The sequence below is a fragment of the Sulfitobacter mediterraneus genome, assembly GCF_003054325.1.
GTDB lineage: Bacteria > Pseudomonadota > Alphaproteobacteria > Rhodobacterales > Rhodobacteraceae > Sulfitobacter > Sulfitobacter mediterraneus.
The window spans coordinates 119,679-140,836 of record NZ_QBKU01000001.1; the positions used below are offsets into that span (position 1 = coordinate 119,679).

22 protein-coding genes and 1 other RNA gene are annotated in these 21,158 nt (G+C 59.1%); 11 read left to right on the top strand and 12 right to left on the bottom strand.

Annotation, left to right across the window (positions count from 1 at the left end; all coding sequences use genetic code 11):
• Nucleotides 1-119 precede the first annotated feature (119 nt).
• On the bottom strand, nucleotides 120-620 hold the full coding sequence (locus C8N31_RS00690) for a c-type cytochrome (RefSeq protein WP_025047024.1): 501 nt from the start codon (nucleotides 618-620) through the stop codon (nucleotides 120-122).
• Nucleotides 621-748: 128 nt separating this feature from the next.
• Between C8N31_RS00690 and C8N31_RS00695 the strand changes: the two genes are divergently transcribed.
• Nucleotides 749-1,591: a prephenate dehydratase gene (locus tag C8N31_RS00695; protein ID WP_025047025.1), complete on the top strand. Its 843-nt coding sequence runs from the start codon at nucleotides 749-751 to the stop codon at nucleotides 1,589-1,591.
• Nucleotides 1,592-1,594: 3 nt separating this feature from the next.
• Here the strand turns inward: C8N31_RS00695 and C8N31_RS00700 are convergent, their stop codons facing one another.
• The 3 genes from C8N31_RS00700 to nudC are packed head-to-tail and all read right to left on the bottom strand — an operon-like array spanning nucleotide 1,595 to nucleotide 3,936.
• Nucleotides 1,595-2,395, bottom strand: coding sequence for an endonuclease/exonuclease/phosphatase family protein (locus C8N31_RS00700; RefSeq protein ID WP_025047026.1), 801 nt, complete (start codon nucleotides 2,393-2,395; stop codon nucleotides 1,595-1,597).
• Nucleotides 2,396-2,440: 45 nt separating this feature from the next.
• A complete protein-coding gene (locus C8N31_RS00705) occupies nucleotides 2,441-2,908 on the bottom strand; it encodes an SRPBCC family protein (RefSeq protein ID WP_025047027.1) in 468 nt (155 codons plus the stop codon).
• 59 nt (nucleotides 2,909-2,967) lie between these two features.
• On the bottom strand, nucleotides 2,968-3,936 hold the full coding sequence (gene nudC / locus C8N31_RS00710) for an NAD(+) diphosphatase (RefSeq protein ID WP_025047028.1): 969 nt from the start codon (nucleotides 3,934-3,936) through the stop codon (nucleotides 2,968-2,970).
• Between the two features lie 156 nt (nucleotides 3,937-4,092).
• On the opposite strand from nudC, the gene C8N31_RS00715 reads away from it, so the two are divergent.
• On the top strand, nucleotides 4,093-5,928 hold the full coding sequence (locus tag C8N31_RS00715; protein WP_025047029.1) for a bifunctional metallophosphatase/5'-nucleotidase: 1,836 nt from the start codon (nucleotides 4,093-4,095) through the stop codon (nucleotides 5,926-5,928).
• Nucleotides 5,929-5,965: 37 nt separating this feature from the next.
• Nucleotides 5,966-6,063: signal recognition particle sRNA small type (gene ffs / locus C8N31_RS00720), an RNA gene on the top strand.
• A gap of 33 nt (nucleotides 6,064-6,096) precedes the next feature.
• On the opposite strand, the gene C8N31_RS00725 is transcribed toward ffs, so the two are convergent.
• Entirely contained in the window at nucleotides 6,097-6,975 is an 879-nt protein-coding gene (locus tag C8N31_RS00725) for an alpha/beta hydrolase family protein (protein WP_025047030.1), read from the bottom strand.
• Nucleotides 6,976-7,062: 87 nt separating this feature from the next.
• Between C8N31_RS00725 and C8N31_RS00730 the strand changes: the two genes are divergently transcribed.
• The gene (locus C8N31_RS00730; RefSeq protein ID WP_025047031.1) at nucleotides 7,063-7,617 is read left to right on the top strand and encodes a TetR/AcrR family transcriptional regulator; all 555 of its coding nucleotides are present in this window, start codon (nucleotides 7,063-7,065) and stop codon (nucleotides 7,615-7,617) included.
• A 10-nt stretch (nucleotides 7,618-7,627) separates the two neighbouring features.
• Here C8N31_RS00730 and ypfJ read toward each other — a convergent pair whose 3' ends face one another.
• Complete coding sequence (gene ypfJ / locus C8N31_RS00735) at nucleotides 7,628-8,479, bottom strand: KPN_02809 family neutral zinc metallopeptidase (RefSeq protein WP_025047032.1); 852 nt, start codon at nucleotides 8,477-8,479, stop codon at nucleotides 7,628-7,630.
• Nucleotides 8,480-8,542: 63 nt separating this feature from the next.
• On the opposite strand from ypfJ, the gene C8N31_RS00740 reads away from it, so the two are divergent.
• Nucleotides 8,543-8,905, top strand: a complete 363-nt coding sequence (locus tag C8N31_RS00740; RefSeq protein WP_025047033.1) for a YidH family protein — start codon at nucleotides 8,543-8,545, stop codon at nucleotides 8,903-8,905.
• Nucleotides 8,906-8,972: 67 nt separating this feature from the next.
• Complete coding sequence (locus C8N31_RS00745) at nucleotides 8,973-10,718, top strand: DNA polymerase III subunit gamma/tau (RefSeq protein WP_025047034.1); 1,746 nt, start codon at nucleotides 8,973-8,975, stop codon at nucleotides 10,716-10,718.
• A 6-nt stretch (nucleotides 10,719-10,724) separates the two neighbouring features.
• Here the strand turns inward: C8N31_RS00745 and C8N31_RS00750 are convergent, their stop codons facing one another.
• Complete coding sequence (locus tag C8N31_RS00750; RefSeq protein WP_025047035.1) at nucleotides 10,725-11,330, bottom strand: histidine phosphatase family protein; 606 nt, start codon at nucleotides 11,328-11,330, stop codon at nucleotides 10,725-10,727.
• 169 nt (nucleotides 11,331-11,499) lie between these two features.
• Between C8N31_RS00750 and C8N31_RS00755 the strand changes: the two genes are divergently transcribed.
• Nucleotides 11,500-11,844, top strand: coding sequence for a YbaB/EbfC family nucleoid-associated protein (locus tag C8N31_RS00755; protein WP_025047036.1), 345 nt, complete (start codon nucleotides 11,500-11,502; stop codon nucleotides 11,842-11,844).
• Nucleotides 11,845-11,911: 67 nt separating this feature from the next.
• Nucleotides 11,912-12,505 carry a recombination mediator RecR gene (gene recR, locus C8N31_RS00760; RefSeq protein WP_025047037.1) on the top strand — a complete coding sequence of 198 codons (594 nt, stop codon included), beginning with the start codon at nucleotides 11,912-11,914 and terminating at the stop codon, nucleotides 12,503-12,505.
• A gap of 128 nt (nucleotides 12,506-12,633) precedes the next feature.
• Here recR and C8N31_RS00765 read toward each other — a convergent pair whose 3' ends face one another.
• The 3 genes from C8N31_RS00765 to C8N31_RS00775 form a co-directional block, all read right to left on the bottom strand.
• On the bottom strand, nucleotides 12,634-13,812 hold the full coding sequence (locus C8N31_RS00765) for a type III PLP-dependent enzyme (RefSeq protein WP_025047038.1): 1,179 nt from the start codon (nucleotides 13,810-13,812) through the stop codon (nucleotides 12,634-12,636).
• Between the two features lie 245 nt (nucleotides 13,813-14,057).
• Entirely contained in the window at nucleotides 14,058-15,155 is a 1,098-nt protein-coding gene (locus C8N31_RS00770) for an endonuclease/exonuclease/phosphatase family protein (RefSeq protein WP_025047039.1), read from the bottom strand.
• Nucleotides 15,156-15,282: 127 nt separating this feature from the next.
• Nucleotides 15,283-16,056, bottom strand: coding sequence for a DUF1013 domain-containing protein (locus tag C8N31_RS00775; protein WP_025047040.1), 774 nt, complete (start codon nucleotides 16,054-16,056; stop codon nucleotides 15,283-15,285).
• Nucleotides 16,057-16,183: 127 nt separating this feature from the next.
• Between C8N31_RS00775 and C8N31_RS00780 the strand changes: the two genes are divergently transcribed.
• Nucleotides 16,184-16,828 (top strand): ribonuclease T2 family protein, encoded by a 645-nt coding sequence (locus C8N31_RS00780; protein ID WP_025047041.1) that lies wholly within the window; start codon nucleotides 16,184-16,186, stop codon nucleotides 16,826-16,828.
• A 280-nt stretch (nucleotides 16,829-17,108) separates the two neighbouring features.
• On the opposite strand, the gene C8N31_RS00785 is transcribed toward C8N31_RS00780, so the two are convergent.
• Nucleotides 17,109-18,095: an NAD(P)H-quinone oxidoreductase gene (locus C8N31_RS00785; protein WP_025047042.1), complete on the bottom strand. Its 987-nt coding sequence runs from the start codon at nucleotides 18,093-18,095 to the stop codon at nucleotides 17,109-17,111.
• Between the two features lie 129 nt (nucleotides 18,096-18,224).
• Between C8N31_RS00785 and C8N31_RS00790 the strand changes: the two genes are divergently transcribed.
• Together C8N31_RS00790 and C8N31_RS00795 are read left to right on the top strand one after the other, a co-directional pair.
• The gene (locus C8N31_RS00790) at nucleotides 18,225-19,463 is read left to right on the top strand and encodes an AMP-binding protein (RefSeq protein ID WP_170116150.1); all 1,239 of its coding nucleotides are present in this window, start codon (nucleotides 18,225-18,227) and stop codon (nucleotides 19,461-19,463) included.
• Nucleotides 19,460-20,563 carry a thiolase family protein gene (locus tag C8N31_RS00795; RefSeq protein WP_025047044.1) on the top strand — a complete coding sequence of 368 codons (1,104 nt, stop codon included), beginning with the start codon at nucleotides 19,460-19,462 and terminating at the stop codon, nucleotides 20,561-20,563. Before C8N31_RS00790 ends, C8N31_RS00795 begins: the two co-directional genes overlap by 4 nt.
• Here the strand turns inward: C8N31_RS00795 and C8N31_RS00800 are convergent.
• The gene (locus C8N31_RS00800) at nucleotides 20,552-21,097 is read right to left on the bottom strand and encodes a biotin transporter BioY (protein WP_025047045.1); all 546 of its coding nucleotides are present in this window, start codon (nucleotides 21,095-21,097) and stop codon (nucleotides 20,552-20,554) included. The genes C8N31_RS00795 and C8N31_RS00800 overlap by 12 nt on opposite strands.
• Nucleotides 21,098-21,158: the final 61 nt, after the last annotated feature.

Sequence of the window (21,158 nt, forward strand, 5' to 3'; positions counted from 1 at the left end):
GCTTGATGTAAGCTAAAGTGCGGCCATGCCAAGTTACAAGTTGCGATTATGTGACTGGCTGCCCCTCGCACAAAAAAGGCCGCCCAATGGGCGGCCTCTCGTCCCCAAAAGGGATCAAATCAGTTTGCGATGCTTTGCAAATAGGCAATCACGTTTGCGCGGTCTGTTGGTTTTTTCAGACCGGCGAAACCCATTGTGGTGCCCGGCGCATAGTTTTTTGGGCTCTCAAGGAAACCGCTCAGGTTTTCTGGGGTCCAAGCGCCTTCCAAACCGGTCAAAGCGCCGGAATAACCAAACCCATCAACAGCTGCGATGTCGCGGTCGACAACAGCATAAAGGTGCGGACCAACTGCATTCACACCGTCTTCGACTTTGTGACAGGCTGTGCATTTCTTGAACACTTTGGCGCCCTTGTCGACATCGGCTTCGGCCATCATGGCGGCAAAGTCGATTTCTTCTTCTGGCTCTGCCTCGCCACCGGCAACTTCAATCACATAGGACTGTTCGCCATGCGCTTCGGCATGATAAATCTCTTCGGCCGCCCATTTGCCCAGAAGCAGGATCAGCCACGCGCCAAACAGGCCGCCGGCAATTTTGGTCAGTGTCATTGTATCGAACATGGCATAGGTCCAGTGTTTTGGTATCAAGCGTCGTTTTGCGCGTATCTATTGCTTTCCCTTGTCGCAAGCAAGGTGTAGTTACCGCGACCATTCGCCCATCCTCCGATATTTTACAACGGATTGCGTTCATGAGTGCCAAAACCACCCCCCGTATCGCCTTTCAAGGTGCCTTGGGTGCCTACAGCCACGAGGCCTGCCAGCAGGCCCGGCCCGAGATGATTCCCGTGCCATGCCTCACATTCGAAGAGGTGATCCGCGCAGTGAAAGAAGGCCATGCCGATCTGGCGATGCTGCCGGTGGAGAACACGACCTATGGACGGGTTGCCGATATTCACAGGTTGCTGCCGGAAAGCGGCCTGCACATTGTCGGAGAGGCCTTTGTCCGCGTGCGCATTGCGCTGATGGCCAAGCCGGGAGTGAAGCTGGAGGACATCAAACATGTCCGCGCCCATCTGGTCTTGCTGCCTCAAGCCCGGACGTTCCTAAATGCCCATGGCATCACCTCTGAACCGGCTGCCGACAGCGCAGGCGCAGCGGCAGATCTGGCAGCCTCGGACTGCATGACCGAAGGCGTGTTGGCCAGCGAGGTCGCAGCAGACATTCACGGGCTTGAGGTTCTGGCGCGGGATATTGAAGATCTTGACCACAACACCACGCGTTTTTTGCTGATGTCGCCCGAAATCGACGAAAGCCGCCGAGGTGACAAAATGCTGACGACCTTCATCTTTGAGGTCCGCAACATTCCTGCTGCTTTGTACAAAGGTATGGGCGGGTTTGCGACCAACGGCGTGAACATGACCAAGCTGGAAAGCTATATGGTCGGCGGGTCTTTCACCGCGACGCAGTTTTATGCAGACATTGAAGGCCATCCAGAAGACCCACCCGTGCAGCGGGCGCTTGAGGAATTGGATTACTTCACCAACATGCTTGAGATCCTTGGGGTATACCCTGCTGATGCAGATCGCGGCTGATCGTCAGAGGGTCAGCACAAGCGGACAATGGTCTGAGACTTCCGGTGTGTAGATCACGTCAAATTCCGCGGTCCCGTCATAACCGCGCACCAACATGTAATCCGCAAACCGGCCCGGTTTGAGATACTGCGCGGTGCGGGTGCCGGGAAAACTGCGGGATGTCACCAATTCTTCAAACCCGGCTTGCCGCATCAAGGCCAGCGTTTCGCTTTCCGGCTCAACGTTGAAATCGCCGCCGATCACAGCGATGTCATCCGCCTGCACGACGCTGTCAAACAGCGCCAGCATAGCCTGCGCCTGCGCTTTGCGTTCCGCCGTATCCATCTTGCCCCGCAAATCGCGCAACCCGTGCATATGCCCGACCGTCACGCTGCGGCCCATTTCATGGTCATGAACCCGCACCACATGGGCACTGCGCGATCGCGGGTGATCGCCGTAGCCGTCTGTGCCGTAGGTCTTGTGCACAAAACCTTGCGCCTGACCGATCACAGGCAAATCACGGCTGACGAAGGTTGCCAGCCCCCATTGGGACGGCACAGATGTATCACCATCCCACAGAACGCCCTGCGCGGCGGGGCAAAAGCTGGCAGCATGGGAGGGCAGAACAGCATAAACATCAGCAAAGAAATTCGCCCGCTGCGGCAAGACATGATCGCCGTCACGGTAGGTCAACTCTGGCTCTGAGGTTGCCGGGCTGTGCACCACCTCTTGCAGACACAAGATGTCTGGCTGTTCATGTGTTAGATAAGGCAAAAGCGCATCATGCATCTTGCCGCCCCAACCATTCAGACAGATGATTTTCATCGGTTTTGCCCTCGGATCAACGGCACAGATTGCGGTGGCCAGATCTCAGGCCTGCTTGAGATACCGCTCTTCCATAGTGGTGGCATATCCGGCCACCCTCAGTTTGTATTTCTTTGTCAGTGACGATTTGGCCAACTTGAGCGATTGCACAAACAAACGTGCGCTGAGGTTCTTTGGCTTGATCTCAAGTTCAACCCTGATCCGGGTCCTGGAGCGCGACAATGCAATCAGTTCAAAGCGCATTTCCCCGGTCAGCCCCGGCGAGGTGCTGTGAACGACCATCTCATTGGGGCGATCAAACTGCACCATTTCAACCTGCATTTCGCGGCGTTTTCCGCGCAACTCAAACACAGCGTGCCATTGCATCCCGATGCCGGGCTCATCCAAACGATCCACGCGCCGCACGTCCGCACCGCGCCGCATCGCTGCCCGTTCAAAGTTTTCAAAGTCGCACAACATCGCAAAAACCGCATCAATCGGAGCTTCGACGTCTTCTCGTGTTGAAAACTTCATCGGTCTGCCTTGTCTCTTCGCCAACTTGTCTGCGTTAACGTTCGTTTAACACATTCACCTCAATCCAGCGTATCCGCAAGCCAATTTTCCAGTAGGAAATGTGCGATTGCCCCCTTGCGTGCAGGCAAGAGCTTGGGGTGGTTTCCGGCGAAAACATCCATCATATCTTCGCGGCTCACCCAAAGCGCATCCTCAATTTCCACCGGATCAATGGTGATCTTGTCATCAAGAGCTTCACCTTGGCAGCCAAACATTAACGAAGCCGGAAAAGGCCAGGGTTGGCTGGCAAGATAACTGACTGCCCCCACCGGCACGCCTGCCTCTTCGAACACTTCGCGGCGCACGGCCGCTTCAAGCGTCTCACCCGGTTCCACAAATCCTGCCAGCAAGGAATACATCCCCTCCGGCCAACCCGGCGAGCGGCCCATGAGCACCGAATTGCCATGGGTGATCAGCATGATCACAACAGGGTCCGTGCGCGGGAAATGCGAGGCGTTGCAGGCCGGGCAAGTCCGCTGCCAGCCGCCATGTGTGATGTCAGAAGCCACACCGCAAACCGCGCAGAACCCGTGAATGTCATGCCAGCCAATGATCGCCTTACCGGTCGCGGCCAGTTCCGCATCACGGGGCGATAGCCATGTCATAACGCGCCGCAATTCGTAAAACCCCATGCTGTCGGGCAGGGTCGGGTGGCGCTGTTCGGAGGGGTCAAGGAAGGCGCCCAGGGATGCCTCATCAAGGCCCTCAGGTACCCAAGGCGACAGATCGAATGCAAACCGCGGCCCGCCATCTTCGCGGCCCAAAAGGATCGGATCGGCCTCTGCTTCGGTCAAAACCGCGTGATCCATCGGTAACCGAACCAGTTGCGAAGGTCGTTCTGGCGAGATCAACACCTTACCCCGCCAAAACAGGATCGCGCGGGCATCTGGATGCTGGCGCGCCTCGGTCAAAGCTTTGGGATCGCTGCGAATTTCACCAGCACGGTCCAAGGCAGACCCGCCAAAGGTCACCTTCTCTGCATTCTTCATCCCGTGCTCCCGCTGACAATCACTCTGCTCAATGCATAGGAATGCACCATGGTCAGCCCAAGGGCAATCGGATGCTGTCACTTGACGAAGTTGTGAGAGCTATGCACAACTCAATCTTTAGTGGATTAAATCAACTTGTTTTACCGGTGGGCGTGTATGACCGCTTTTGACACAGCATTCTCCGCGCCGCCCCTCGGCCCGGATGACCACAGGGCTCCGACAGTCGGTCTTCGGATTCTGGCCACCACGGACCTGCATCTGCAATTGCACGGCTATGACTACAACGCCAACACCCAAGGGCGGCATTTTGGCTTGGCCGGACTTGCGCCTCAGATCCGCGAGGCCCGCGCCGAGGCACAGCGAAAGGGGATGGCCTGCCTCCTGTTTGACAACGGCGATGTCTTGCAAGGTGGTGCATTGGGCGCTTTCCTCGCGGCGCAGCCTGTCACGGACAAACATCCACTGGTCCAAGCCCTGAACACCATCGGCTACGATGCCATCGGGGTTGGCAATCACGATCTGGATTTTGGCCTGCCCTATCTCAATGCAATTGCTGATCATCTGGAAATGCCAATGATCGCCAGCAATCTGCGAGGATCGGCGGCATCGACCATTCAACGCAGTGCAATCATAAATGTGACCGCGCCCTCATGCGGGTCAAATCCTGCCGTTCCACTTAAGGTAGGCGCAATCTCTATCTTGCCGCGCGGCACGGATCAATGGAACGCCAATGTCCTGTCAGGACATGCGACGGTACAAGATTATCACAAGATCATCCACCGCGCGGTCCCTGCCCTGCGCAGCGCCGGTGCAGATGTGATTGTCCTATTGGCGCACCTGGGTAGTGCCGAATTTCACTCCGAAACTGGGGCAAACCTTGCCATTGCCTCGATTCCCGGAATCGATGCTGTGGTTTTGGGCCATACCCATGAAACATTCCCACCGTCACCAAGCGCATGCGACCAAAACAGCCCCGCAGGCCGGATCGGCGGGCGCCCAGCGATCATGCCCGGGCATCACGGATCACATCTGGGGGTGCTGGACATCACGCTGCAATCAGGCACCGATCATCGTTGGCGCGTCTGCGCCCATCAAGCCGAATTGCGGGAGAACAAATCAGCGCCCTGCAAGAACCTGTTGTCCGCCTCAGCGCAGATGCATGGCTTGGTCCGGCGCCATCAGGAAGAGCCGATTGGGCAGCTAGATCACCGGGTACACAACTACTTTTCCTTTGCCGCGCCCACGCAGACCTGCGCCTTGCTTGCCAAGGCCAAACGGGCCGCCATCACGGATCAGTTGCGCGGCAGCGCAAATGCTGAATTGCCCTTGGTTGTTGCCGTTTCGGCCCAAACCGCTGGCGGGCGCAACGGCGCCGAAAACTTTGTGGATATTGCGCCCGGCCCATTTCTCCGGCGCGATCTGACCGCGCTTTGCCCACATGACAATGAGATCTGGGCGCTGCGTGCGACAGGCCGCGATATTCGCGGGTGGCTTGAACACGCAGCAACGGTGTTTCGGACCTTGCAACCGGACAAGCCGGATCAGATGTTGCTGCATCCCGGCACCGCCCCCTTTCATTTTCTCACAATGTTCGGCCTGCACTACGCGATTGATCCGGCAAAGCCTGTCGGCAATCGGATCAGCAAGCTGCGCTGTGATCACGGCCCTTTGCTGGCATCGGATGCTGTTGTTCTGGTCACAGACCAGTTCCGTGCGGGCGGCGGCGGTGGATACCCTGCTTTTGATGCGCAAAGCGTGCTTGTCCGCCATGACGTGTCACTACATAGCGCCGTGGAAAACATGACCAGCCATGATGGTCTCGCACGTGATCCGTGGAAACGCCCTTGGGCGTTAAAAACATCAGTCCCTGCAAAGGCGATTTTGCAAACCGCGCCACGGGCAAAACCATACCTGCATGAGATCGCGCATCTGAACCCGACGGAATGCGGCATATCGGAAGAGGGCTTTTTGCAAATACGCCTGTCGCTCTGACGCTTGCGCTTGCTGCGGCGGCGTCCTATATGGGCGTTGAGAGGTTGGTGCGGGCAGGCGCCTCGCCAACCCGGTCAGATCCGGAAGGAAGCAGCCGTAACGAGTCCCGCTTGGGTCGTTATCAATCTCTCACCAGATGCCCCGGCCCAATGGCCGTGCATCTACCGCTCATGCCAGAATTTGATCCCAAATCGCGCGATTCTTGCGCGAAACCGCGCTGAGGTGTCCGACGGCCTTGAGACCATGCGCCTCTGGCGTGATCACGGTCACATCCGCATCGGTTTTCCCGTAATCCCGGGCCAGCCGCTTCACACAATGCGGCGGCATCATAACGTCATCGTCAAAGGCGATGAATTTGACCTGCGTCTCTGGTTGGTCCCAATGGATCGCAGGCAAACTGCGCCCGGCCTCATCGCCAAAGGTGTTTTTTGACGTGCACCAGCGGCGCCACTGCCAATAGGCCGGTCCCGGCAAATCCGCCCCAATACCAAGCAGCTTGCCCGGAACGTAGCCAAACAACCCCGCCACCACCGGACCCAGACCGAACCAGAACATGAGCGCCTGTGCGCGGTAAGGCCACGGATGATCGGAGTGACTGACATTGCCCGATGCAACACAGATCACCCGGTCAATGCCATCCGTGTCCTGCTGTAGCGGCAGCGTCATTGCCCCAAGAGAATGACCAATTGTCCAAAACGCCAGTTCGGGGAAATTCCGCCGCACATAGGCGCGGGCGGCTTGCTGATCCTGCAACCCCCAATCGGCCATCGAAGCGGTTGATCTGCGCACAGATCCGCGACCGGACCGGCCCATATCGCGATAATCATAGGTGAAAACAACAAACCCATGCTCTTGCGCGGCATATTCGGCAAAGGCCCGATAAAAGGTTTGCGGCACGCCCGTTGCGCCATTGATCACTATCGCCCCGTGTGCGGCACCTACGGGCAAGAAAAACTCACCAACCAGTTCCGCTCCATCCGTGGTTTTGAAGACTTCGGCCTTCTTGAGAGGGCCCCGCGAATGGGCATAGGTCGCGCCGTCTGCCATGCTGTTTCTCCACAAAATAACCGCTAGACCAATCGGTCCAATTGATTCCATCTGGACCAATCGGTCTAGTTCTGTCAAGAAAGAAAAATGAACAAGCGCGTCCTCTCAACCAAGGATCGATTGATCCGCTCTGCCGCCAATCTGTTTCGGGTGCGTGGCTACCACGGCGTCGGGCTGAACGATCTCCTGGCCCATGCCAATGCGCCCAAGGGATCGCTTTATCATCATTTTCCCGATGGAAAACCGGACCTTGCAAAAGCTGCCGCGGTTTGGGCCTCCGATGGAATGCTGCGGCTGATCGCGGTGAGTTTTGAGGAGGCAAAAACATTTGAGGACGGCATGACAACGCTGTGCCACAAATTGGCGAAACTTTTTGACCTCGCAGGCAGATGGGATGGTTGTCCGATCTCATCCACCCTGTTCGAAGGGCCCGACAACGAAGATTTTCGCGCCTGTGCAGAGCAGTTGTTCAATGGCTGGATCGCCGAGGGTGCAGAAGCCGCCGAACGTTTGGGCGATGCGCCGGACGAGGCCCGCCGCAAATCCGAACGCATGTTCATCATGGTGCAGGGCGGCTGGACGCTGGCCCGCGCCCGCCGGTCCTCTGATGTTCTGCGCGAATTGCCGAGGTTATTGACCTAGGTTCAGGCCCCTAAAGCCGTGCGGCAGCAAAGGTATCACATTGCCCGACATCGCCACTTTCATAACCCCGCGCAAACCAACGCGCCCTCTGTTCTGATGTGCCATGGGTAAAGGTATGCGGCTGCGGCACGCGCCCGGCCTGACGTTGCAAATGATCATCGCCGATCTTGCGCGCGGCATTCAGCGCCTCTTGCAAATCGCCCTTTTCCATCAACCCCTGCACATTGGTGGCCCAAATACCCGAGAGACAATCGGCCATCAGCTCTAGCCGAACAGTCAGGGCGTTGGCCTCGACCTTGCTGGCTTGCTGCCGCGCTGCGTTGACCTTGGGCAGAATGCCTAGTTCGTTCTGCACATGATGCGCGACCTCATGGGCAATCACATAGGCCGCCGCAAAATCACCCCCCGCGCCCATCCGCTGATCCAGCATCGCAAAAAAGCTGGTATCGAGGTAGGCCTTGCGGTCCGCCGGGCAATAAAACGGCCCCGTGGCACCCGATGCACCGTCGCACGGGCTTTGCGTGACGCCAGAGAAAACAACCAGTTTGGGTGGTTGGTATTGGCGGTTGAGCTGCTGTGCAAAAATATTGGTCCAGACATCTTCGGTGGTGGCCAGAACCTGCGCTGAAAACTGGGTTGCGCGGCTGTCGGCCTCAGACACCGGCGCAGACTGCTGGGTCTGAACAGGGCCGCCCCCCTGCAACAGCGGGCTGACATCAATGCCGGTGAAATACCCGATTGCCAACACCGCAATCACGCCCACAAGGCCCAGCCCGCCAGCGCGGCCACCGCGTCCACGACCGCCACGACCACCCCCGCGCACTTCAACATTCTTGCTGCGCCGAATACCTCTTAACCGCATCACACCACCCCTTTTTGCAACGGCACTATTGTCAGCCGAACGCATCAGCCACACAATAGTTCAATGAACGATAGCAATGAAATGGCAAAAGACCGGACGGATTGGGCCGAAGACCGCACCATTCTGGCCAATGAGCGCACCTTTGCAGGATGGATGCGCACAGGCATGGCATCCTTGGCCATCGCGGTGGGCCTCAAGGCGGTGTTTGGCGCATTTGATCCCACATGGCTGGCCAAGGCCGTTGCGTCGGTGTTTGTCCTGATTGCGATCTACATTTTCTGGGCCGCCCAACAGCAAAGCCGCCGCACCCTTGACCGGCTCAGCGAACATCAGGCGGCCTCGCAACCCCATAGCCGGATGCGCAACCTTGCCATTGCCTTCATTGGCGGGTCGATTGCGACGGGCGCGATCCTCTGGACATTGTGAGGGTGGTGGACGCCGCGCGGCGGAACGCCTAGTTTGACACCCTGACCGAATCCGCCGCAGGAACACCATGACCGCACCTACAGCCTACCGCGTGCTGGCCCGCAAATACCGGCCCGAAACCTTTGTTGATCTGGTCGGCCAGGACGCGATGGTGCGCACCCTAAAGAACGCCTTCGAGGCGGACCGTATCGCCCAAGCCTTTGTAATGACAGGCATTCGTGGCACCGGCAAAACCACCACCGCGCGGATCATCGCCAAGGGCATGAACTGTATCGGCCCTGATGGCACCGGCGGCCCCACCACCGAACCCTGCGGCGTATGCGAACATTGCACCGCCATCATGGAAGGCCGGCACGTTGACGTGATGGAAATGGATGCCGCCTCTAACACCGGTGTGGCCAACATTCGTGAAATCATCGATTCCGTGCATTACCGCGCCGCATCGGCCCGCTACAAAGTTTACATCATCGACGAAGTGCACATGCTGTCCACAGGCGCGTTCAACGCCCTGCTCAAGACGCTGGAAGAGCCGCCCGAGCACGTCAAATTCATCTTTGCCACCACCGAAATTCGCAAAGTGCCGGTCACGGTGCTGTCGCGTTGTCAGCGGTTTGATCTGCGCCGGATCGAACCCGAAGAGATGATCGCGATGCTGCGCCGGATTGCAACGGGCGAAGACGCCGAGATCGCAGATGACGCGCTGGCGCTGATCACCCGCGCCGCCGAAGGGTCGGCCCGCGATGCAACCTCCCTGCTGGATCAGGCTATCAGCCATGGCGCGGGCGAAACCACCGCCGATCAGGTGCGTGCAATGCTGGGTTTGGCTGACCGCGGGCGGGTGCTCGACCTGTTTGACATGGTCCTGCGCGGCGATGCCGCCGCCGCCCTCACCGAACTCAGCGGTCAATATGCCGATGGCGCCGACCCGATGGCGGTGCTGCGCGATCTGGCCGAGATCACCCATTGGATTTCGGTGGTGAAAATCACCCCCGAAGCCGCCGAAGACCCAACCGTATCCCCCGAGGAACGCAATCGCGGCACCCAGATGGCGGAGGCGCTGCCGATGCGCGTGCTGACGCGGCTGTGGCAAATGTTGCTCAAGGCGTTGGATGAGGTCGCGGCGGCCCCCAACGCGATGATGGCGGCAGAAATGGCGATCATCCGGCTGACCCATGTCGCCGACCTGCCCTCCCCCGAGGAACTGGTACGCAAGCTGCAAAACACCACGCCGCCCCCCGCCCCATCTGGTGGCGGACATGGCGGCGGCATGGCCCCCTCAGGCGGTGCGCCCATGGCCCAATCAGGCCGGACCGCGCCAAGCGGTGGTGGCGGCGGCAATCCCGTTACAGCCTTGGCAACGGATGCCGACACGGCATTGGCGCGTTTTCCCACCTTTCACCATGTTGTCGAACTGATCCGCACCAACCGCGATGTAAAACTGCTGGTCGAGGTGGAAACCTCGCTGCGGCTGGTGGCCTACCAACCCGGACGTATCGAATTTACCCCCACGGACAACGCCCCGCGCGATCTGGCACAGCGTCTCGGCGCAAAGCTGCAACAATGGACAGGCAACCGCTGGGCTGTGACTGTGGTGAACGACGGCGACAGCGAGACCATCGCCGAAGTTCGAGACGCCAAAGACCTTGCCCTGCGCCAAGAAGCCGAAGATCACCCCCTGATGCAGGCCGTTCTGGCACAGTTTCCCAAGGCAAAGATCACCGCGATCCGCACCCCCGAAGACATCGCAGCCGCCGCCGTTCAGGAGGCATTGCCGGAAGTCGAAGACGAATGGGATCCCTTCGAGGAAGAATGATGGGCCTTAGCTATTTGGCCAGGCATCTGGGTCGATGTGACCAAGAACGGCAAATCCACCTGACCCGTTAGGCTTAAGCACATAGGCCACGCCCTGCGGTTCGGGATAGATGCCTGTCACGGCTTCGAACGGATCGTCATGGCCCACAATCACGCGGTTGCCGGCGGCCTTTGGCAATGGCGCAGTGATCAAAGGGGCAACACGGTCCCGCATCGCGGACACCTGTGCATCGGTATAGGCCTCTGACGGCTCAAAGTTCAGCGCAGACTCTTTGCGATATCCGCCAAACGCCAGATCGGCGGTTTGCCAAGCACGGCAATATTCGCTGCTGATCACTTCGCTCACTGGGATATGCAGAGCCTGCACCGCCTTCCCAATGTCTCTGGCCTGCGCCCACCCCAATTCGCTTAAGACCCGCTGCGTGGCACAATTGGCCGGATCGGCAGTGACCTGATCTGCATAATCATTTTCGGTTGATGTATGGCGCAAATAGATCACATGCCCGCCCGATTGCAGCGCCTCAATCAACGCGTCGCTCGGCAATTCATCCGCCGCAACTGGTGCAGCAAACAATCCGCAAATGCCCAACAATCCTGATGTCAGTGATTTCATCTTAACTCTCCTAGCAAAATCAACATGGCGGATATGAATTTACCTTAGTATTTTTGTCAACATTGTATCTGACTATTTTACTAAGTTAAATTCGATGCACATCCCCCGCTTGAGCACGCACCGCCATGCGCGTAACAAGATAGAAACTGATATTCTCAAGGAGACTGAAATGCTCAAAGGACTTGGCGCACTTGGCGATATGGCCGGGATGATGAAAAAGGCGCAAGAAATGCAGGGCAAAATGGCCCAACTGCAAGACGACATGCACAACATCATGGTCACTGGCGAAAGTGGTGCCGGGCTGGTCAAGGCGGTCTGCTCTGCCAAGGGCGAGCTGAAATCGCTCGATATTGATCCGTCGATCTTTAACGGCGACGAAAAAGAGGTGGTCGAAGACCTGATCCTCGCGGCCATCAAAGACGCCCAGGCCAAAGCCTCTGACAAGGCGCAGGCCGAAATGGCCAAACTGACCGAAGGCATGGGCCTCCCCGCCGATATGAAGCTGCCGTTCTGATCCAGTGCCCTCGCTGCTTCATTTGGCAAAATGAACTCAACCCCTCCCGCGCAACAGGTGCCTCCCTTTGAGCTCAACCCGCGACATCGACAACCTGATCGAGATGATGGCCAAGCTGCCAGGGCTTGGGCCGCGCTCGGCGCGGCGGGCGGTGCTGCATCTGATCCGCAAACGGGCGCTGCTGCTGACACCCCTGTCGGACCTGATGCAAACCGTCGCGGCCACCGCACGGGAGTGTTTGAATTGCGGTAATGTCGGCACCGAAGATGTCTGCGACATCTGCACCTCGGAAAAACGCGCCAATGGTGAGCTTTGTGTGGTTGAAGACGTGGCCGACCTTTGGGCGATGGAACGGTCGGGCGTGTTCAAGGGGCGCTATCATGTGCTGGGCGGCACGCTGTCTGCGCTGGATGCCATCGGCCCGCAAGAATTGCGCATTCCCCGCCTCATTGACCGCGTCGCGACCGAAGCGATCAGCGAAGTGATCCTCGCCCTCAATGCCACAATCGACGGCCAGACCACCGCCCATTACATCGCTGATCAACTTGACGGGCAAGTCACTCTGACCTCATTGGCGCAGGGCGTACCTATCGGCGGAGAACTGGATTACCTCGATGATGGGACCATCACGGCCGCTATGCGCGCGCGCAAAAGCCTGTAACCAGATTTTTTCAAATAATCTGCCCCGGAATTTTTGAAAAATTCCGCCCGCCCCCAGCAAACACCATCTAACAAAATTGGCCGCCTGCCCCTCCCAAGGCAGACGGCCATTCCGCGCGATATCAATTGTCAGAGGACAATCACATCCAGCGGCGGAAAACCATTGAACCCAACCGAACTGTAAGAGCTGGTATAAGCCCCGCAGTTGCGAATGACGACCTTATCTCCACACCCAAGCGCCAAGGGCAGATTGATGGGGCGCTTTTCGTACAGGATGTCCGCGCTGTCACAGGATGGCCCGGCCAGAATGCAGGGGCCGGTGTCGCCGCCGTCATGTTTGGTCACGAACTGGTAACGGATCGCCTCGCCTTCGGTTTCGGCCAGACCGGAGAACCGTCCGATGTCGAGATAAACCCAGCGGTGCATATCATCCGCCGACTTCCGCGACACCAGCAGAACTTCCGCTGCGATATGCCCCGCCTCGGCGACCAGACCGCGACCCGGCTCTGCCATCACCTGTGGCACGTCTCCGAACCGCGCAGCAACCGCACGCATAACTGACGCGGCATAGATGCGCGGCGCTTCGACATGCTCTCCGTAGAACGCAGGAAAACCGCCGCCAAGGTTCAAAAGCTGGAGATCGTGACCTGCCGCAATCGCCGCTTTCCACAGAGGGGCAATCTGATCCAGAACCGGATTCCAGAACTCTGCCTTACGGGTCTGCGAGCCAACGTGGAAAGACAGGCCAAATGGCACCAGCCCAACCGCCTTGGCATGATCCAGCAATGCAGGCAGCGCAGAACCGGCGCAGCCAAACTTTCGGCTCAGCGGCCAATCGGCCAGCGAATTTTCCACAATCAGGCGGATATAAACACGCGCACCGGGCGCATGGGTCGCAATCTTGTCCAGCTCTGCCTCTGAATCAGCGGCGAACAGGGTCACACCAGCGGAATGCGCGAAGGCAATGTCAGAGGCACGTTTGATTGTATTGCCAAAGGAGATATTGCCCGGCTTGGCCCCCTGTGACAGGCACAGTTCGATTTCGGCGCGAGATGCGGCATCAAAACCAGAGCCCTTTTTGACCAACAGGCGAATGATTTCCGGCGCTGGGTTGGCCTTGACAGCATAGTGGATATGAGCGCGGCCCAAACCCGCGTGCAGCGCATCATATTGTGCAGCAACGCGGTCACGGCTGATCACCAGTGTTGGGCGGTCAAAATCATTTGCCGCGATGAATGCAACAGCAGGATCGGAATAGACAGGGGTTGCGGCGCGCAGGGCGCCGGGGAGGGCAGCGTTCATGGTCATCTCCAAAGAGCAAGTGGGGGGAAACCCCATAAGTCGTTTCAAGAGACGTTACCGTCGCTGCATAAACGCGGGTCAGTCAGGCCCAGATTGGGAAAGCTGACCGGCCAGAGGCGCGTGCGTTGGCGTCTGTACGCCGCCATTTACGCCGATTTCGGATTCGCACAATATAGAAAATGCACGGCGTTGCATTTTTTCTGGCGCCGGAAAAAACTGCGCCTCAAAAGCCGCGGCGCAACTGGCGGCGCTTACCCGTCTTCCCAATCGCTCCCGATCGCTTCGCGGTCACGCTTTTTCTCTTCGGCGATCATTTCTTTGACCTCCCGTTCCTCATGCGCGTCCGCTTGCTCCGGCAAGGTGTCCGGCAGGGCATCCCCCGTCAACGCCAGAACAAACCACATCGGAAAGTGATCCGATCCGATTTTGCCAAGCCGTGCCATCTCAATCAGGCGAAACCGCGCGTCGTGAAACAGGTGGTCCAGTGGCCAGCGCATCCAGGGCATCGTCGCGCTGAACGTATTATAGAACCCTCGCCCAACCCTTGGGTCCAACAAGCCTGAAAGCCGCTGAAACCGCCGCGTTGTGGTGGACCACGCCACATCGTTCAGATCGCCCGTAACGATAGCGGGCAGAAAATCCTCAGCCGCCTCAAGGCCGATCAACGCAATCTCGCTGTCCCGGCCCTTGGTGTCATGCGAGATAATCGGCGGCTCCGGGTGTACGACGTAAAGCCGGGTCTGCTGTCCGTCTGGCAAAGTCACCTTTGTGCGGATGGACGGCACCCCTTCGGTGACCAACTCGCGCACCTCGGTCTCTGCCAGCGGCAGCCGCGACATCAGGCACAGGCCATAGCTGTTGCCCAGCGGCACCTCGACCCAATGCGGAAACATTCCGCCAAGCGCTCCGCGCAAGGCCGCGATCCACTCCTCATCCACTTCAATCGCCATCAAGATATCTGGCGTTTTCTGCTGCACCAACGCGATCAGACGATCATAAGCACGGTTGGATTGTTTAACATTGGCCGCCAAAAGGCTGATCTGGCCGCCCTTGTTCGCAAGCTCTGCCGGCGATGCATCAATAGATTGTTTTTTCCAAATGGGCGTAAATTTCGCGATGTAGATCAGCTGGATAACCGCGACACCCAGCAACAGGGCCACACTCACACTGGCCCAAGGCACCGGCGGCCCAAGGGACATAAAGGGCAACAAGACAATCGCCAAGGCAAAAAACTGCTCACGCGGAAAGGCCAACCCGCGAATGGTGCCAAAAGGGATTTTGCTCAGCGGCAGCAGGCTGGCTACGACCAAGAAGCCCGTCAAACCCCAAAGCACGATTGCGCTGATCATCCTGTCACTCCCCGCCAACAGCCTCTGTCACTGCATCACAAACGAAAAAGGGTGCAAGGCCAATGCCTCACACCCCTCTATCCAAACACACAGCGGCCCATTTGGTTCCGCTGCGGCCAGGCCGAGATCACGCCTTGGCGTCATCCTCATCGTCATCCGAACCGCCTTCGGGCAGGGAGAAGAAGCTGTCAGCATCAGAATAGTCGCCCTTGCTTGCATCATCTTCATCCTCGTCATCGGCATCGGTGCCGGACAAGGTAAAGGTCTCGAGCCCCTCAATCGCAGTCGGGATCTTCGGCTCGGCGTCCATACCAAGGCTCTGCTCGGTGCTCACCAGCTTGCGGCGCTCATCATCGCTCATCACTTCACCATCCGCAGCTTTCTTCGCCGCCGCTTTTTGCACAGCCGCGTCCAGCTCGGATTGCTTACACAGACCCAAGGCAACCGGATCAATCGGCTGAATATTGGAAATGTTCCAATGGGTCCGCTCGCGAATCGCCTGAATGGTCGGCTTGGTGGTGCCAACCAGCTTGCTGATCTGACCATCGCTCAGCTCCGGATGGAACTTGACCAACCACAGGATCGACGCCGGACGGTCCTGCCGCTTGGACAATGGTGTATACCGCGGGCCGCGGCGCTTTTCCTCGCCCTGCGCGGCGGCGTTGAATTTCAACGACAGCTTGTGCAGCGGGCTGGCTTGCGCCTCATCAATCTCTTCTTGGGTCAACTGGTTGTTGGCAATGGGATCAAACCCTTTGACACCCTGCGCCACATCGCCATCGGCGATACCTTGCACTTCCAATTCGTGCATACCGACAAAATCAGCAATTTGTTTAAAGCTGATCGTTGTGTTGTCCACCAGCCAAACTGCGGTGGCTTTGGCCATAATCGGTTTTGCCATTGTGATCTCTCCTAAAGTCGCAACTGTCCCGTCGCCTGAAAAGGCTGTCTCGGCGGGCCGAAACGGTTTCCATTGTCGGGGAACTTGCACGCCTTATACTGAGCCATAGCAAATAAGGAAAGACCCAATGCGCAAGCTGCTTTTGCCGCTTTTGATCTGGCTGACAATGGCCGCTCTCCCCGCCAGCAGCGAGACAAACAAAGCAGGCGAATTCGATTACTACGTGCTCGCACTCAGCTGGTCCCCCAATTGGTGTGTCCGGACAGGCCATGCCCGCAAATCCCCCCAATGTGTCCAAAACAGCGGCCACGGCTGGATCCTGCATGGCCTCTGGCCGCAATATCATCGCGGCTATCCTGCGTTCTGCCGGACCGCAAAAAAGCCACCCTCACGCGGCATGACCGCAGATATGGCCGACATCATGGGCACCAGCGGCCTGGCCTGGCACCAATGGAAGAAACACGGCGTCTGCACCGGGCTGAATGCGGCGGACTACTACGCCCTCTCCCGCCGTGCCTACGCCAGGGTCAACCGCCCACCGGTGTTTCGCAAATTGACACGCACGGTCAAACTCCCCGCCTCAGTGGTCGAGGAGGCGTTCCTCAAGGCCAATCCTGGAATGGAACCCGATGGCGTCACCGTGACCTGCAAAGCCGCCCAAATCCAGGAGGTGCGCATTTGCCTGTCCCGCAGCCTGAACCCTGTGCCATGCGGCCAAGACGTGGTGCGTGACTGCAAAAAGAAAGACGCGCTTTTCGCACCTCTGCAATGAACACTGACGCGCCGCCCGGTGCATTTTGCGGGACGCTCCGCGGGGAATATTTATTTGCCAAAAAGGCGTAAGAAACTCTTAACCTTAATGTGGTCAATTCCCGATGCGGTACAGGCGGGAGCGCCGATGACCGCGCCGGAAAGGAAGCGATGCTTTCATCCATAGGGAGGGAAGGACATGTGCCATTCCTCCCTTTTTGGCTCTTAAATATTCCCGCCGGAGGCACGATTTGCGCCCTGCGCAAATCCAAACATCATGCCGCGCGCAGCGCGACCTTTGCTCAACCGCCGACGCTGAGAACGATCTTGCCAATATGGCCGCTGGTTTCCATCCGGGCGTGCGCCTCCGATGCCTGATCCAGCGTGTAAGAACTGTCCATCACCGGCGCGACCTGACCACTTTCCAACAAAGGCCACACTTCGCGGCGCAATTCTTGTGCAATCCGCGCCTTGGCCAGATCGCTCTGCGGGCGCAAGGTCGATCCCGTCATCGTCAACCGCCGCGTCATCAGGGTGGCAAAATTCACCTCTGCTTTCGGGCCTTGCAGGAACGCAATCTGCACCAGACGCCCATCTTCGGCCAAGGCCTTGAGGTTGCGCGGAATGTACCCGCCGCCGACCATATCAAGGATCAGATCGGCGCCGCCTTCGGCCTGCATCACGTCCACAAAATCCATATCGCGGTAATTGATCGCGGCTTCCGCCCCCAGCTCAGCGCAGGCCGCGCATTTGGCATCCGTTCCAGCGGTCGCAAACACGCGCGCGCCCTTCACATGCGCCAGCTGGATCGCAGTCGTGCCAATCCCGGATGATCCACCATGCACCAAAAACCGTTCACCTGCCTTCAGCCCGCCGCGCATAAACACGTTGGACCAGACCGTGAAAAACGTCTCGGGCAAGCAAGCCGCCTCTTTCATCCCCATGCCCTTTGGCAAGGGCAGGCAATGCGCCGCCGGGGTCGCGACATATTCGGCATAGCCGCCACCCGGAAGCAACGCGCAGACCAGATCGCCAATGCGCAGATCAGACACGCCAGCCCCCAGCGCAACCACCTCGCCGGAGGCCTCAAGCCCCGGCAAATCGCTTGCCGTTGGGGGCGGCGCATACATCCCTGCCCGTTGCAGGGCATCGGGACGGTTCACGCCGGCAAAGGCCACCTTCAGCACCACCTGACCTGGGCCTGCCTGCGGCATCGGGCGCTCAGTGGGTTGTAAAACATCCGGTCCGCCGGGTTGGGTGATCTCAATCGCGCGCATGGTTTCGGGCATCAGCTATCCTTTGGGTCTTGGGTTGCGGTCAACATAATGCGCAAACAGGCGATGCACACCCCGATTGTCACACTTGGCCTTTCCCCCGGCAATTTGATAGGAACCCCAGCGATAGGCACAGGCGGCGCAATGACACATAAACAGCAAGGTTTTCGCTGGCATCCCGATGCGCAGCTCTTTGCCGGGGCCGAGCCTGTGCCGCGCTCCGTTTTGCCCGTCACATCGCGTTTTTGCGCCGTACATGCCGCCAACACGGCTGACGCCTTGCCCGCCCTTGGGTCGGCATTGCAAAGCGGTCGGGGGTTTTGTCTTTATGAGGGTATCGACCCGGCCGGGCTTACCTCTGAGCCAGATCAATTCATAACGCTTTCGGGTGGCTCTTCCGGCCAGCCGAAGGGCATCTTGCGCCGGCAATCCAGTTGGATCGACAGTTTTGACACCAACCGCCGGCTTTTTGGCTACACCGCGCAGGACCGTATCGCGGTCTTGGGCAGGCTCAGCCATTCGCTCGCGCTTTATGGCGTGTTGGAAGCCTTGCATCTTGGCCTTGATGCATTTGCACTCGACCCCGTGCCGATCCGCCGACAAGCCTCCGTCTTGGCCGCAGAGCGCATCAGCATCCTTTACGCAACGCCAACCCAATTGCGCTTGTTGGTGCTTGGCGCGTCAGACGAGCCGTTGCCTCAGATCCGGTTGATCCTTTGTGGCGGCGGTGCATTGGATGACAGCACGGCACAGACCGTCCAGAACCTCTGCCCCAATGCCGCGATACGGGTGTTCTATGGCGCAGCCGAGACCAGCTTTATTACGCTTTCCGGTCCGGACACACCGCTTGCATCTGTCGGCCAGGCCTACCCCGGTGTGACGATCCAAATTTGCGATGAGACTGGGCGAGAAACCACGCAGATTGGCGAGGTTTGGGTGCGCAGCCCCTATCTGTTTGAGCGTTACGCCTTGGGCCATGCCGATGACACACAGCTCCGCGATGGCTTCCTCAGTGTTGGGGAAATGGGCCGTTTTGATCGCACCGGCAATCTATACCTGATGGGCCGCAAGACACGGATGCTGCAAATCGCGGATCAGACCATCTTTCCCGAAGAGATCGAGGCGCAGATCTGCGCAGCGACCCCAATTGCCGCCTGTGCCATCCTGCCACGTCCTGATCCTGTACGCGGCCACCGTTTGATTGCAGTGCTCGAAGGCCCGGCCAATGCAGACCTGGCCGCCGAAGCGCAACAGCTGTGCCGCGAGCGGTTTGGCCCGTTGATTGCGCCCAAGCAGGTCTTGTTTCACCCCGCGCTGCCGCTGCTTGCCTCGGGGAAAATTGATTTGCCGAAACTGTCGAAATGGGTTGAGGATCAGGCATGACCGGTTTTATCGCCTCCGCCTGCCGCAGCCCAGTTGCCCCGCGCGGCGGCGCATTGTCCGCATTGGCATTACACGAACTGGCCGCCCCAGTGATCAATGCCGCCCTGCGCGAGGCTGGATTGTCCCCACAAGACGTAGACGAGGTGATCTTGAGCAACGCCTTGGGCGGCGGCGGCAACCCCGCTCGCATCGCGGCGCTGGCGGCAGGCCTGCCGGAAAAAGTCGCAGGGCTCAGCACGGACCGGCAATGTGCCGGTGGCCTCGACGCGATCCTGCTGGCCGCGATGATGGTGCAAAGCGGCCATGCCGATGTGGTTGTCGCAGGCGGAGCAGAAAGCTATTCGCGCCGCCCTTTACGGCACCAGACCTTTGCCGATGGCCGCGCACCTGAACCCTATGATCAGGCGCCCTTCACCCCTTGGCCGGACCGCGACCCCGACATGGCAGTTGCAGCGGCGGCATTGGCCAGATCTCATGGCATCAGCAAGCAGGCCCAAGACGATTGGGCCGTGGCCAGCCATGCCAAGGCGTTGGCGCGACCGGCGCGATCATCTGAAGTGATCTCTATCGCCGGGCTGCAGTCCGACAGTTTTGCCCGCGCCCTGAGCCCGGCCCTGTGCATGCGGGCCAAGGTGATCTCGGGTGACATCACAGCGGCCAATGCGGCTGTCGCCGCGGATGGCGCAGCGTTCTGTGTGGTGGTTTCGCAGAAAGTTGCGGCGCGGCTGACGTCGCCCTTGGTACGGGTGATTGGCGGGGCCACACGCGGCGGAACGCCAGAGTGCCCCGGCCTTGCACCTGTGGCTGCAATCCAGACATCTCTCGCCCGCCATGGCCTCAGCGCCGCAGAGATCAACACCGCCGAGATCATGGAGGCCTACGCCGTGCAGGCCATCGCCTGCGTGCAAGGAGCAGGTCTGGATCCAGCGCAGGTCAACCGTGGCGGCGGGGCCTTGGCGCGGGGACATCCCATTGGCGCGTCAGGCGCGATCAATGCAGTGCGTCTTTACCACGAGTTGATCCAATCCGGCGGCGGCACCGGCCTTGCCGCGATTGCAGCGGCCGGTGGCCTTGGTACGGCACTGCTTTTAAGAACGTGAAAGCAGGCTTGCGGGGCGCGCCTTGGCCAGACCTGCGGTGATGAACCCGGCCAGAACGGCCTTGATCAGATCACCCGGCACAAACGCCAGCACCAGCCCCGAGGCTTCAAGCAGACCTTTGTTCAGCATGATCATCAGGCCACCAATTCCAAAGGCATAAAGCACCACAACACCGCCAAGGATCGCCGCAACGCCAGCGGCCCAGCCGATTGGCAAAGCGCGGAACTGTTGCATGGCCAGACCAGTGACGAAGGCCGCAATCGGAAAGCCGATGACAAAACCGGCTGTGGGGCTTGCGAAGACACCCAAACCGCCACGCGCCCCCGCCAAAAGCGGCAGACCCAGCGCGACCAGGCCAACGAACAAAAGCGCCGCCAAACCGCCACGCTTTGCCCCCAATACCGTACCACATAGCATGACGCCCATGCTTTGGGCTGTGATCGGCACACCAAAGGCGAGGTCGAATTTCGGGACCAGGCCCAGGGCCGCGATCAGCGCGGCGAAAAGGGCGATAAGCGTGAGGGAACGTTCCATATCAATCCTGTCATTTGCATTTTAGTGCATGTTGGGCGCAGCGGTAGGGCGCTGGCCCGGT

What these genes read in the sequence shown, in the direction of transcription:
- C8N31_RS00690 (WP_025047024.1), bottom strand. Translation starts at nt 620, where the DNA reads ATGTTCGATACAATGACACTGACCAAAATTGCCGGCGGCCTGTTTGGC.
- C8N31_RS00695 (WP_025047025.1), top strand. Translation starts at nt 749, where the DNA reads ATGAGTGCCAAAACCACCCCCCGTATCGCCTTTCAAGGTGCCTTGGGT.
- C8N31_RS00700 (WP_025047026.1), bottom strand. Translation starts at nt 2,395, where the DNA reads ATGAAAATCATCTGTCTGAATGGTTGGGGCGGCAAGATGCATGATGCG.
- C8N31_RS00705 (WP_025047027.1), bottom strand. Translation starts at nt 2,908, where the DNA reads ATGAAGTTTTCAACACGAGAAGACGTCGAAGCTCCGATTGATGCGGTT.
- nudC (WP_025047028.1), bottom strand. Translation starts at nt 3,936, where the DNA reads ATGAAGAATGCAGAGAAGGTGACCTTTGGCGGGTCTGCCTTGGACCGT.
- C8N31_RS00715 (WP_025047029.1), top strand. Translation starts at nt 4,093, where the DNA reads ATGACCGCTTTTGACACAGCATTCTCCGCGCCGCCCCTCGGCCCGGAT.
- C8N31_RS00725 (WP_025047030.1), bottom strand. Translation starts at nt 6,975, where the DNA reads ATGGCAGACGGCGCGACCTATGCCCATTCGCGGGGCCCTCTCAAGAAG.
- C8N31_RS00730 (WP_025047031.1), top strand. Translation starts at nt 7,063, where the DNA reads ATGAACAAGCGCGTCCTCTCAACCAAGGATCGATTGATCCGCTCTGCC.
- ypfJ (WP_025047032.1), bottom strand. Translation starts at nt 8,479, where the DNA reads ATGCGGTTAAGAGGTATTCGGCGCAGCAAGAATGTTGAAGTGCGCGGG.
- C8N31_RS00740 (WP_025047033.1), top strand. Translation starts at nt 8,543, where the DNA reads ATGAACGATAGCAATGAAATGGCAAAAGACCGGACGGATTGGGCCGAA.
- C8N31_RS00745 (WP_025047034.1), top strand. Translation starts at nt 8,973, where the DNA reads ATGACCGCACCTACAGCCTACCGCGTGCTGGCCCGCAAATACCGGCCC.
- C8N31_RS00750 (WP_025047035.1), bottom strand. Translation starts at nt 11,330, where the DNA reads ATGAAATCACTGACATCAGGATTGTTGGGCATTTGCGGATTGTTTGCT.
- C8N31_RS00755 (WP_025047036.1), top strand. Translation starts at nt 11,500, where the DNA reads ATGCTCAAAGGACTTGGCGCACTTGGCGATATGGCCGGGATGATGAAA.
- C8N31_RS00765 (WP_025047038.1), bottom strand. Translation starts at nt 13,812, where the DNA reads ATGACCATGAACGCTGCCCTCCCCGGCGCCCTGCGCGCCGCAACCCCT.
- C8N31_RS00770 (WP_025047039.1), bottom strand. Translation starts at nt 15,155, where the DNA reads ATGATCAGCGCAATCGTGCTTTGGGGTTTGACGGGCTTCTTGGTCGTA.
- C8N31_RS00775 (WP_025047040.1), bottom strand. Translation starts at nt 16,056, where the DNA reads ATGGCAAAACCGATTATGGCCAAAGCCACCGCAGTTTGGCTGGTGGAC.
- C8N31_RS00780 (WP_025047041.1), top strand. Translation starts at nt 16,184, where the DNA reads ATGCGCAAGCTGCTTTTGCCGCTTTTGATCTGGCTGACAATGGCCGCT.
- C8N31_RS00785 (WP_025047042.1), bottom strand. Translation starts at nt 18,095, where the DNA reads ATGCCCGAAACCATGCGCGCGATTGAGATCACCCAACCCGGCGGACCG.
- C8N31_RS00790 (WP_170116150.1), top strand. Translation starts at nt 18,225, where the DNA reads ATGACACATAAACAGCAAGGTTTTCGCTGGCATCCCGATGCGCAGCTC.
- C8N31_RS00795 (WP_025047044.1), top strand. Translation starts at nt 19,460, where the DNA reads ATGACCGGTTTTATCGCCTCCGCCTGCCGCAGCCCAGTTGCCCCGCGC.
- C8N31_RS00800 (WP_025047045.1), bottom strand. Translation starts at nt 21,097, where the DNA reads ATGGAACGTTCCCTCACGCTTATCGCCCTTTTCGCCGCGCTGATCGCG.